This window comes from Burkholderia sp. Bp9099, assembly GCF_003857805.1.
Taxonomy (GTDB): Bacteria; Pseudomonadota; Gammaproteobacteria; order Burkholderiales; family Burkholderiaceae; genus Burkholderia.
This window is the reverse complement of the sequence record NZ_QTPU01000009.1, coordinates 114,584-127,591: the sequence shown is the minus strand read 5'-3', so window position 1 is coordinate 127,591 and position 13,008 is coordinate 114,584. Positions and strand designations below refer to the sequence as shown.

Here is a 13,008-nt window from a genome sequence, read left to right as displayed (position 1 = left end):
GTCGGCCGCCGCGTCCCCGCATCGCACGATAGCCGGAAGCCGCGATGATCCGACGCACCCGTTCGCACCCCGACGCAGCGCCGCTTTCCGCGCTGCGCTATGTCAAATGGCGCTGGCTGCATTTCCGCCGCGCGTGGACCGACACGCGCGCCGACCGCATTCCGAGCTGGTCGCGCCTGTACGTGCGCACCTACCTGCACCTGCTCGGCCTCGTGCTGCTGACCGCGCTGGTGCCGGCGCTCGCGCTGTGCGTGGTGTTGTCGCCGGAAGTCGTGTGGCATGCGTTCGACGCGCTGCCGGGCGATATCTGGATCGTGCTCGCGTTCGTGTTCACCGCGCCCGCACTCGCCGCGTATCGGTGGATGCGGCCGGTCTGGTCGGATCTCGTGATGGTGCGCGAGCGCGCGATCGATTTCACCGGCGGGCGCTTCAACACGCGCGCACGCGAGTCGCACAGCGTGATCATCGGCCCGCTCGCGCGCACGCTGAATGCGCTCGCGATGCGCATGGAGCGGCTGATCGCCGCGCAGCGCGACCTGACGAACGGGATCTCGCACGAGCTGCGCACGCCGCTCGCGCGCGTGCGCTTCGCGCTCGAGATGCTGCGCGAGCCGGGCTCGGCCGCCGAATACCACGGTGCGCTGGAGAGCATCGCGCAGGACGTGACGGAACTCGAGGAACTGATCGACATGAGCCTCACGTACGCGCGGCTCGAATACAGCTCGCTGCAGTCGAACCTCGAGCTGACCGCGCCGGTCGCGTGGTTCGAGCACCAGGTCAGCGACGCGCAGCTGCTGTATCCGGAGCGCGCGATCGAGTCGCGCATCGCGATCGCGTCGGACCTGCGCGTGAAGATGGACCGGCGGCTGATGTCGTACGCGATGCGCAACCTGCTGCGCAATGCGAGCAAATATGCGGCGTCGCGGATCGTCGTCGGGATCGCGATCGAACACGGCAACATCGCGATCTATGTCGAGGACGACGGGCCGGGCGTGCCGGAGAGCGAACGCGAGCGGATCTTCGACGCGTTCGTGCGGCTCGACCGCCGCACCGGCGGCTACGGGCTCGGCCTCGCGATCACGCGGCAGGTGCTCCACGCGCACAACGGCCGGATCGCGGTCGTCGATCCGGCCGAACTCGGCGGCGCGCGCTTCGAGATCAGCTGGCCGATCTAGCCGGCGTCCGGCCGCGCAAGGCGCGGGCGCTGACGCGGCGGATGCCCGCCGCCATCCGCACGCGCCGCCATCAGTATGTGCGGCCGAGCTGCAGGTAGATGTTGCGCCGGCCGCCCGGCGCGAGCGCGATACCCATGTACAGCGGACCGAATGAGGTCGACAGGCTCGTGAAGAACGTATAGCTCTGCTTGAGCGTGCCGCCGCCGACCTTCACGCCGCTCGACCACACGTTGCCGAGTTCCGCGCTGGCGCCGACCGACAGCGCCTTGATCGGGGACGCGTTGAACGTCATCAGCTGGTTCATGTAGGTCACGTTGCCGTACGCGAGTTCGTTGCCCGTCAGCTGGTCGGCCGCATACGCGGCCAGATGCTGGAACCCGCCGAGCGTGAAGTTGAACGCGTTGATCAGGTTGGTGCCGCCGATGCTCTTGCCGCCCTCGATCGTTGCACTGACGCTGTGCCGGCCGAACTGCTGCGCGATCATCGCCTTGGCGTAGAGCTCGGTGTAAGGCGTGTTGGATGTATCGGCGAGGTCCTCCGCGGACTGGCTGTTGTGCGACCACAGCGACCGTTCGACACGGAATTCGCCGTAGTAGCCGCGGCGCGGGAACATCGGATCGTCGAGCTGATCGATGACGAGCCGCGCACGCGCGGTCAGCGCCTGCGACGTGAAGCTCGGCCAGATCAGCGTCGAGCTGCCGTCGTCGAACGGGAACGGCAGGTTGTAGTTCGGCGAGCCGTGCCCGGTCGCATAGCCGATACCCATCCGGAAGTCGCCGAGCCGCGCGATCGGCAGGCCGAAGTCGAGCCCGGTGCGCGCCGTCTGCATCAAGTACTGGTTCAGCTTCACCTGGCCGCTGTTGTCGTACAGGTTCACGTAGCGACGCTGGTATTCCGCATAGGGCGAAATGTACAAGCCGTATGCGGCCGGCAACGGCTGGCGCAATTCGACGCGCGCCGACTGCAGGTCGCTGCCGATCGTCGTGTCCGCGCGGAACTCGAGGCCCGATTCGGTGAGCCACGGCCGCCGGTAGCCGACGTGCAGGCGGAAGCCGCCTTCGTCGGTCGAGCTGCTCGACATCCCGACGCCGAACAGCAGGAAATTCGGCCCCCAGTATTTCTCCCGCGCATCGATCTCGAGCACGTTCTCGTCGCCGTGGCTCACGATCTGCTGCGTCACGCTCTCGAAATTGCCGCCGGTCGTCAGTCCGAGCAGGTCCTGGCTGACGGTCGCCGGATCGTAGGTGTCGCCCGGTTTCACGTGCAGCGCGTCGGCGACGACACGCTTGGGCACGCCGCCGGTCGTCTTGATCTCGACCCGCGTGATGCGGATCGGCGGCGGCAGCGGCTGCGCATGCGCGGACCGGTAGGCCGCGTACTGTTCCGGCGTAAGCGCGAGGTGCCTGAGCCGCGGCAGCGCCGCGGTCGCGGCGGCCGCGCCGGCGGCGATCGCCTGCTTCGCGTTCTGGAAATCGGTGAACGCGAGCGCGCCGAGGTCGGGCGTGAGCAGCACGTCCTGCGCGGCGAGCTGCTTGCGCTGCGTCGTCACGTTCTGGCGGATCAGGATGCCGACCATCTGCTGCATCACGTCCGCCGGCGACGCGAGCGCGTCGAGCGGGCGCAGCTGCGAGCCGATGTCGACGGCGATCACGACCTTCGCACCCATCTGCCGCGCGGTGTCGACCGGCAGGTTGCTGACGAGCCCGCCGTCGACGAGCGCGCGGCCGTTGATCTCGGCCGGCGCGAACAGGCCGGGCATCGCCATGCTCGCGCGGATCGCGAGCGGCAGCGAGCCGCGGTCCAGCACGACCATCTGGCCGGTCTGCAGGTCGGTCGCGACCGCGCGATACGGGATCGGCAACTGGTCGAACGGCTGGTTGGTCGGCACGGCGGCGGTCCAGTTCGCGAGCAGCGCCTGCAGCCGGTTGCCCTGCACGAGGCCGACCGGCGCCTTCACGCCTTTCTTGCCGAAGCCCAGCGTCAGGCTGTTGATGTACAGGCGCTCGTCCTCGCGGCTGGTTTGCGGCAGGTCGGCGCGGTCGGTCACGTCGAACGCGATGTCGGCCAGGTTCACCTCCGACAGCTGCTTCTGCATCTCGTCGGCGGCCATCCCGCTCGCATACAGCCCGCCGACCACGGCGCCCATGCTCGTGCCGGCGATGCAGTCGATCGGGATGCGGTTTTCTTCGAGCACCTTCAGCACGCCCAGGTGCGCGTAACCGCGCGCGCCGCCGCCGGACAGCACGAGGCCGACCGGCGGCCGGCCGGCCGGGCCGCCGTCGGCGTTGCAGGTCGATGCGGGCGTGGCGGCGGGGGCGGCCGTCGTGGCAGGGGCGGCCGGTGCGGCGGCAGTGGCCGCCGGCGCGGTGCGCGCGGCGGTGTCGGCGGCCGGCAAGGGCTGCGCGGCAACGGTGCAGCACCACAGCGCAACGAGCGTGGCGCCGAGCCGGCGCACCCCGAGCCAGCGGAGAGAGGCGGTCGCTGTCATGGTGGAATACCTGGCGTGATCGGGCGTCGGGCGCCTGCCGGGAGCAGGCAAGACCGAGAGATTACCGTGTTTTACAAGCGCAGCGCGAGCGGCCGATGCGTAGCCGCAGGCCTGCCGAAACGCGGTTTCGGCAATTTCGTCGCGAAATAATCATTGGAATTGCTTAAAGTATCGGCACGATTTGCCGCTAAGACTTCAATGGGGCGGCGAAGGCGCGCCGCGGGGATGCGGCCTGGCCGCTTCGGCCGTTTGTTCAAGAAAAGGGTAACCATGTCGACACCGCTGTTCGGAAAGTTGTTTGCGCAACCCGTTGCGATCGACCCTGGAACGGCGAGTACGCGGATTTATACGCACGAGCGCGGCGTGGTGCTGGATCAGCCGTCGGTCGTGTGCTTTCGCAAGGGCGGCGCGTCCGATGCGCGACCGACGCTCGAGGCGGTCGGCGAACTCGCGAAGGCGCTGCTCGGCCGCGAGCCGGGGCATCTCGAGGCCGTGCGGCCCATGCGGCACGGCGTGATCGCCGATGCGCACGCCGCCGAGCAGATGTTTCGGCGCTTCATCGACATGTCGCGCACGCGCTCGCGCTTCAGCCGCCGCGTCGAGGTCACGCTGTGCGTGCCGTCGGATGCGACGGCGGTCGAGCGTCGCGCGATGCGCGAGGCGGCGTTCGCGGCCGGTGTATCGGACGTCGAACTGATCGAGGAAGCGCTCGCCGCCGCGCTCGGCGCGGGCCTGCCGGTGACCGAGCCGGTCGGCTCGATGGTCGTCGACATCGGCGCCGGGACGACCGAAGTCGCGGTGATCGCGCTCGGCGGTGTCGTCTATCGCGAGGCGATCCGGGTCGGCGGCAACCAGTTCGACGCGGCGATCGTCAATCACGTGCGCAACCTGTACGGTGTGCTGCTCGGCGAGCAGACCGCCGAGCGCGTGAAGGAGACGATCGGCTCGGCCACCAGCGCCGTGCCGCGCGCGTCGACGCGCGCGATCGGGCGCAGCGTCAAGGACGGCCTGCCGCGTTCGATCGAGCTGTCCAACCACGATGTGGCGGACGCGCTGGCCGCGCCGCTCAAGCAGGTGATCGGCGCGGTGAAGTCGGTGCTGGAAAACGCGCCGGCCGAACTCGTGACCGACATCGCGCATCGCGGCGTGGTGCTGACGGGCGGCGGCGCGCTGCTCGCGGATCTCGAACGCCTGCTGCGCGACGAGACCGGGCTGAGCGCGCGGATCGCCGACGAGCCGGCCACCTGCGCGGTGCGCGGCGCCGGGGAGGCGATGGGGCGGCTCGCGATGTGTCCGGTGGATTGACGCCGGCCGGGCAGGCGCGTCGACCTTCGTTGAACATTCTTCGAACCCCGAAGCTCCGGCATGCCGAACATCGTCCGGCTGCTCCGGACAGGCTCGACACGCCGTGTCGACCGCAGTGCCTGGCCATGCGCGAGCCGGCCGTGGCAGCATGCCGGGCCGCGTGCCGTGCAAGCCGGCGGCACGCTTGTCCTGAAGTCCGACACCTTTGAACCCGCGTTTCAAGCGGGGCCGCGTGGCCGGGGGGCGATTAACCTTCCGGCTTTCATTTTTCATTTCAAGGCGGCGGGATCATGTGCGCCGAATTCGAAGGCACTCTGCAAGTGTGTTGAGAATCCATGCTCTCAATTCTTTAAATAAAATGGGTTCGGATTATTTGCGCCAACTGCCGCCGTCATTATTTAAATTGAGTCGCGAAAAACCGGCCGGCGATTAGTATGAATTATCGGTGTTTTTACTGATCTCGTGGTGCAGGTAACTTTGCCTGGCATGACGGAATGACCGAAAGATCCTTTTAATACAGTCGTTTCACGCAATCGCACGAGTAAAAAATACGTATTCCATCGACCTCGCTCCGATAACCAAACATCGACTGGAAAACCCTGTTTATTTGATATAGCCTTGTCTGACAAAAAGCAGGGCGGTAATCAAATCAACCAGAAAGTCGCTGCATAAGAACAAGGGGCCACGATCATGTCGTCCGGTTGAGTTTGCACTCGCAAACGAGAATCGATTAACCCGCAGTTCATCCACGAATAGACCGACGTCGTTCCGCGACCGCCGGAGGGCACGCTTGCGTCCCGGATTTTCCGCCGCCGCCGGCTCGATTCACCGGCCATGCCGAGCACGAGGGGAAGCATGAACATTGCGCATTCGAAGAAGAGCGGAGAGCCGTTTCCGAAATTCCTGTTGCCGACGGGCGTCTTCCTGGCCTTGTCCGGCGCAGGCATCGTTCCCGCGTACGCGACCTGCAGCACGGCAGGCACCACTGTCACCTGCTCGGGCGTCGCGAATCCGCTGGCGCCGAGCTATGCAAACAGCGCCAACAACCTGAACGTCACCGTCAATCCGGGCGCGAGCGTCGGCGTGCTGCTGGGCGTCGGCGGCACCGCGATGTCGCTGACCGGCAACAACAACACGCTGACCAACAACGGCACGATCGACCCGTCCGCGCTCGGCTCGGGGCTCGGCGTGCTGTCGAGCGGCGCGGTGCTCGGCAATGCGTCGGCGAGCAATACCACCGTCACCAACAACGGCACGATGCTCGGCTCGACCGGGGTCGCGATCAGCGGCGTGACCGGCATGGCACTGTCGGTCCAGAACGGCACCGGCGGCACGTCGACGATCAACAACACCGGCACGATCGGTTCGAACCCGCTGGTCGGCGCGACGCTGTCCGGCGCGGATGCGCCCGTGGTCGCCGCATACGGCGGCGGCACGGTCAACATGACGAACAGCGGCACGATCAACGGCCGCGTGTCGCTCGCCACGAACGGCACGCCCGGGGGCGGCAACACGTTCACCAACTCGGGCACGATCAACGGCAGCGTGTCGATGGGCGCGAACAGCACCAACACGTTCGACGCGGTGACGGGCTCGTCGGTCAACGCGGCGGGCGGCACCGGCGGCGCGTTCAACATCACGGTCGGCCCGAACACGCTCAACGTGGCGGCGACGGGGATCGTCGACGGCGGCGCGGGCGGCAACAACACGCTGAACCTGCAGCAGGGCACCTCCGCGAACGGCACGATCGCGATCAACAACTACGTCAACTTCAATCACCTCGACGTCGCGAGCGGCAACTGGACGATCAACGGCGCGGCGACCGTGCAGGACGCGACGCTGTCGAGCGGCGGCGTCGCGATCATCAACGACAACGCGTCGCTCGGCACCGGCACGATCACGGCCAACGGCGGCGCGCTGCAGGCGGGCACGGCGGGGCTCAACGTGTCGAACAACGTAACGCTCGGCACCGGGCTGACGGTGCAGGGCGCGACCGGGCTCACGCTGTCGGGCACGGTGTCGGGCAGCGGTGCGCTGACGAAGAACGACGGCGGCACGCTGGCGCTGTCGGGTGCCAATACCTATACGGGCGGCACGAACCTGAACGGCGGCAACCTCGTGGTCGGCAACAACGGGGCGCTCGGCACCGGCGCGGTGAACGTCAATGCGTCGGCGTTGCTCGACACGAGCGCGAATGTCACGCTCGACAATGCGATCAATCTCAACAACAGCGCGACGCTGACGCTCGGCGGCAGCAACAGCCTCGGGCTGTCCGGCACGATCAGCGGAAACGGCGGCCTCGTGAAGAACGGCTCCGCGACGGCCACGCTGACGGCCGTGAACACCTACACGGGCGACACGACGATCAACAGCGGCACGCTCGCACTGAGCGGCGCCGGCAGCCTCGCGGCGACCGGCACGGTGAACCTGACCGGCGCGGGCGCGACGTTCGACCTGAGCGGCGCGTCGGGCGCGCAGACGATCGGAGCGCTGGCGGGAGCGGCCGGCACGAACGTGGACCTCGGCGGCAATTCGCTGACGCTCAACGGCACCATCAACGCGACCTACGCGGGCACGATCGGCGGCTCGGGCAGCGTGACGCTGTCCGGCCCCGGGACGCAATCGCTGACCGGCACGAACGTCTACTCCGGCGGCACGAACCTGAACGGCGGCAACCTCGTCGTCGGCAGCAACACGGCGCTGGGCTCCGGCGCGGTGAACGTCAACGGCTCGTCGACGCTCGATGCGACCACCAACGTGTCGCTCGCGAACGGCATCAACGTCGCCACCGGCACGACGCTGACGCTGGGCGGCAGCACCGATCTCGGGCTCGGCGGGACGATCTCCGGCGGCGGCGGGCTCGTGAAGAACGGCGCGGCGGCGCTGACGCTGAGCGGCGCGAACAATTACACGGGCGGCACGACGCTGAACGCCGGCGCCCTCGTGCTCGGCAACGCCGCGGCGCTGGGCGCCGGCACGCTGACCGTCGGCGGTGCGGCGACGCTCGATGCGAATACGAGCCTGTCGGTCGCCAACGCGATCGATCTCGGCACGGCCACGGCACTCACGCTCGGCGGCAGCAATGCGCTCGCGCTGGGCGGCGTGATTTCCGGCGCCGGCGCGCTCGTGAAGAACGGGGCGGCGACGGTGACGCTGACGGGCGCGAACACCTACACGGGCGGCACGACGATCAATGCCGGCACGCTGGCGATCGGCGCGGGCGGCAGCCTGGCGGCCACCGGCACGATGAATCTCGCGAACGCGGGCGCGACGCTCGACCTGAGCAACGCGTCGGCCGCGCAAACGCTCGGCGCGCTGTCGGGCGTGGCCGGCACGAACGTGAATCTCGGCGCGAACGCGCTGACGCTGGGCGGAACCGCGAGCGGCACGTACAGCGGCGCGATCGGCGGCACCGGCAGCCTGACGCTGGCTGGCACAGGCACGCAGACGCTGAACGGCGCGAGCACCTATTCGGGCGGCACGAACCTCAACAGTGGCGGACTGGTGCTCGGCAACGCCGCGGCGCTGGGCACCGGCACGCTGACCGTCGGCGGTTCGGCGACGCTCGATACGAACACGAACCTGTCGGTTGCCAACGCGATCGATCTCGGCGCGGGTGCGGCGCTCACGCTTGGCGGCAGCAACGCGCTTGGATTGGGCGGTGCGATTACCGGTACGGGCACGCTCGTGAAGAACGGGGCGGCGACGGTGACGCTGACGGGCGCGAACACCTACACGGGCGGCACGACGATCAACGCGGGCACGCTGGCGATCGGCGCGGGCGGCAGCCTGGCGGCGACCGGCGCGATGAATCTCGCGAACGCGGGGGCGACGCTCGACCTCAGCAATGCGTCGGGTGCGCAAACGCTCGGCGCGCTGTCGGGCGCGGCCGGCACGAACGTGAATCTCGGCGCGAACGCGCTGACGCTCGGCGGAACCGCGAGCGGCACGTACAGCGGCGCGATCGGCGGCACCGGCAGCCTGACGCTGGCCGGCACCGGCACGCAGACGCTGAACGGCGCGAGCACTTATTCGGGCGGCACGAACCTCAATAGTGGCGGACTAGTGCTCGGCAACGCCGCGGCGCTCGGCACCGGCGCGTTGAATGTCGGCGGTTCGGCGACGCTCGATACGAACACGAACCTGACGGTGGCGAATGCAATCGGTCTCGGCGCGGGCGCGACGCTCACGCTCGGCGGCAGCAACGCGCTCGGATTGGGCGGCGCGATTACCGGTACGGGCACGCTCGTGAAGAACGGCGCGGCGACGACCACGCTGACGGGCGCGAACACTTACACCGGCGGCACGACGATCAACGCGGGCACGCTCGCGATCGGCGCAGGCGGCAGCCTCGCATCAACCGGCACGATGAACCTCGCGAACGCGGGCGCGACGCTCGACCTGAGCAATGCGTCGGGTGCGCAGACGCTCGGTGCGCTGTCGGGCGTGGCCGGCACGAACGTCAGCCTCGGCGGCAATGCGCTGACACTGGGCGGGACGGCCAGCGGCACGTTCAGCGGCGTGATCGGCGGCACCGGCGGGCTGACGCTCGCAGGTACCGGCACGCAGACGCTGTCCGGCGCGAACACGTATACAGGCGGCACGACGATCAACGGCGGCAGCACGCTGGCGCTGGGCGCGGGCGGTAGCCTCGCGGCGAGCGGCACGGTGAATCTGGCCGGCGCGGGCGCGACATTCGACCTGGGCGGCGCGTCCGGTGCGCAGACGATCGGCGCGCTGACCGGCGCGGCCGGCACGAACGTGAATCTCGGCGCGACTGCGCTGACGCTGAGCGGCAACGGCAGCAATACCTTGGGCGGCGCGATCGGCGGCACCGGCAGCCTGACGCTGGCCGGCACCGGTACGCAGACGCTGACGGGCGCGAACACGTACACCGGCGGCACGACGATCAACGCCGGCACGCTGGCGCTGGGCGCGGGCGGCAGCCTTGCGTCGAGCGGCGCGGTGAACCTGGCCGGCACGGGCGCGACGTTCGACCTGAGCGGCGCAACGGGCGCGCAGACGATCGGCACGCTGACCGGCACGGCGGGTACGAGCGTGAACCTCGGCGGCAACGCGCTGACACTGAACGGCAGCACCGCCGGCACATTCGGCGGGACGATCGGCGGCAGCGGCGGCGTGACGGTCGCGGGCGTCGGCACGCAGACGCTGACGGGGGCGAACACGTACACCGGCGGCACGACGATCAACGGGGGCAGCACGCTCGCGCTCGGCGCGGGCGGCAGCCTCGCCGCGGGCAGCACGGTGAACCTGGCCGGCACGGGCGCGACGTTCGACCTGAGCGGCGCCGCAGGCGCGCAGACGCTCGGCACGCTGACCGGCGCGGCCGGCACGAACGTCAGCCTCGGCGCGAATGCGCTGACGCTGAACGGCAGCGGCAACGGCACGTTCGGCGGCGCGATCGGCGGCAGCGGCAGCGTGACGCTCGCGGGCACCGGCACGCAGACACTGACGGGCGCGAATACGTATACCGGCGGCACGACGATCAACGGCGGCAGCACGCTCGCGCTCGGTTCGGGCGGCAGCCTCGCGGCAAGCGGCGCGGTGAATCTGGCCGGCGCGGGCGCGACGTTCGATCTCAGCGGCGCAACGGGCGCGCAGACGATCGGCGCGCTGTCGGGCGCGGCGGGCAGCACCGTAAACCTCGGCGCGAACGCCCTCGCGCTGAGCGGTAGCGGCGCCAGCACGTTCGGCGGGACGATCGGCGGCAGCGGCGGCGTGACGCTCGCGGGCAGCGGCACGCAGACGCTGACGGGCGCGAACACCTATACCGGCGGCACGACGATCAACGGCGGCAGCACGCTCGCGCTCGGCGCGGGCGGCAGTCTCGCGTCGACGGGCGCGGTGAACCTCGCCGGCGCGGGTGCGACGTTCGACGTGAGCGGCGCAGCGGGTGCGCAGACGATCGGCGCGCTGTCGGGCGCGGCGGGCAGCACCGTGAACCTCGGCGCGAATGCGCTGGCGCTGAGCGGCAGCGGCGCCAGCACGTTCGGCGGGACGATCGGCGGCACCGGCGGCCTGACGGTCGCGGGCACCGGCATTCAGACGCTGACCGGCAGCAACACCTATACGGGCGGCACGACGATCGCATCGGGCGGCACGCTGCAGCTCGGCAACGGCGGCACGTCGGGCAGCGTGGTCGGCAATGTCGTCGACAACGGCGCGCTGATCTTCAACCAGTCCGCGAACGTGACGCTCGCGAGCGTGCTGTCCGGCACCGGTTCGCTGACCCAGGCCGGCAGCGGGCAATTGACGCTGACCGGTACCAATACGCTGAGCGGCCCGACCACCGTCGCGGCGGGTACGCTCGCGGTCGACGGTTCGCTCGGCCAGTCGACCGTGACCGTGCAGAACGGCGCGACGCTGACGGGCACCGGCACGGTTGGCGGCTTCGTCGTGCAGAGCGGCGCGTTCGCGGCCGCGTCGCAGCCGGGCGCGGCGCTGAACGTGGCCGGCAACGTCACGTTCCAGCCGGGCTCGACGCTGCAGGTCGCGGTGACGCCGCAGCAGGCCGGCAGCATCGCGGCGGGCGGCACGGCCACGCTGAACGGCGGCACCGTGCAGGTGCTCGCGAACCAGGCCAGCTACCAGCCGACCACGAAGTACACGATCCTCAGCGCATCGTCGGGCGTGCAGGGCACGTTCAGCCAGGTGAATTCGAACTACGCGTTCCTGATGCCGACGCTCAGCTACGATCCGGACCACGTGTACCTGCAGCTCGTCGCGAACGGCACGGCGCTGCCCGATGTCGCGGCGACGCCGAACCAGCGCGCGGTCGCGACCGCGATCGGTGGGCTCGGCGCGGGCAACCCGCTGTACGACACGGTGCTGACGACCGATGCGGCCACCGCGCGGCGGGCCTACGGGATGCTCGACGGGGAACTGCAGGCGAGCCTGAAGAGCATGCTGCTGCTCGACAGCCGCTACGTGCGCGAAGCCGTGACCGATCGCGTGCGCCAGGGCCTCGCGCCCGGAGCGGGGCCGCTCGCCGCGCTGTCGTCGGGTGGTGCCGCGCTGTGCGGCGACAACACGGCCGGCGCGACCGATCCGACGCTGCCGCCGGAACGCCGGATCGGTTCGCGCGCAGGTTGCTACGGCGGCACGCCGTATCAGCCCGTGGTCTGGGGGCAGGCGTTCGGCGGCCGCAGCCGGCTCGCGGGCGACGGCAACGCGTCGACGATCAACCGCAGCATGACGGGCTTCATCGCCGGTGCCGACATGGCGCTCAACGACCAGTGGCGTGCCGGTCTCGCCGCGGGCGTCACGCACAGCTCGCTCGACAACGACCAGAGCGCGTCGGCGTCGGTCAACAGCTACTACCTGTCGCTGTACGGGGGCGCGCAGTACGGTGCGCTCGGCGTGCGCGGCGGCGCGTCGTACACGTGGTACCGCATCAACAGCGACCGCAAGCCGGGCTTCGGGGGCTTCTCCGATCACGATTCGGTCGGCTACAACGCGCATTCCGAGCAGGTGTTCGGCGAAGTCGGCTATGCGCTGCCGGTCGGGCCGGTCGCGCTCGAACCGTTCGCGGGTCTTGCCTACGTGAACCTGCATACCGACGGCTATACGGAAACCGGCGGCGCGGCCGCGCTGCAGGCCGGCGGCCAGACGACCCACGTCGGTTTCTCGACGCTCGGCGTGCGCGCGGCGTCGCAGCTCGGCACGCTCGCGAGCGGCACGTTCACCGCGCGCGGGACGGTCGGCTGGCGGCATGCGTTCGGCAACGTGCGGCCGTCGTCGACGTTCACGTTCGCGAACGGCGGCACGTCGTTCCAGGTGTCGGGCGTGCCGATCGCTCGCGACAGCGCGGTGCTCGAAGCGGGCATCGATGCGACCATCACGAAGCGCCTGACGCTCGGTCTCACGTTCAGCGGCCAGTACGGCAGTGGCGTGCGAGACAACGCGGTGCTCGGCAACATCCTGTGGAAGTTCTGACCGGCGCCTGAGGTGCCTGGGCGCGATCCCGATGCGACGGCGATGCCCGCATCGGGGTCGCGTCTTTTTCGGCGCTGCGCGCGT

The 13,008-nt window shown here is 69.6% G+C and carries 4 protein-coding genes; 3 read left to right on the top strand and 1 reads right to left on the bottom strand.

Annotation, left to right across the window (positions count from 1 at the left end):
* Positions 1-44: 44 nt before the first annotated feature.
* A complete protein-coding gene (locus tag DIE17_RS12290) occupies positions 45-1,175 on the top strand; it encodes an ATP-binding protein (protein WP_044846904.1) in 1,131 nt (376 codons plus the stop codon).
* A 70-nt stretch (positions 1,176-1,245) separates the two neighbouring features.
* Here the strand turns inward: DIE17_RS12290 and DIE17_RS12285 are convergent, their stop codons facing one another.
* Entirely contained in the window at positions 1,246-3,663 is a 2,418-nt protein-coding gene (locus DIE17_RS12285) for a patatin-like phospholipase family protein (protein WP_124523239.1), read from the bottom strand.
* A gap of 270 nt (positions 3,664-3,933) precedes the next feature.
* Here DIE17_RS12285 and DIE17_RS12280 point away from each other — a divergent pair, with 270 nt between their 5' ends.
* Both DIE17_RS12280 and DIE17_RS12275 read left to right on the top strand, forming a co-directional pair.
* Positions 3,934-4,968 carry a rod shape-determining protein gene (locus tag DIE17_RS12280; RefSeq protein WP_044847899.1) on the top strand — a complete coding sequence of 345 codons (1,035 nt, stop codon included), beginning with the start codon at positions 3,934-3,936 and terminating at the stop codon, positions 4,966-4,968.
* An 855-nt stretch (positions 4,969-5,823) separates the two neighbouring features.
* Entirely contained in the window at positions 5,824-12,924 is a 7,101-nt protein-coding gene (locus DIE17_RS12275) for an autotransporter-associated beta strand repeat-containing protein (RefSeq protein ID WP_124920892.1), read from the top strand.
* The last annotated feature ends 84 nt before the right edge of the window (positions 12,925-13,008 follow it).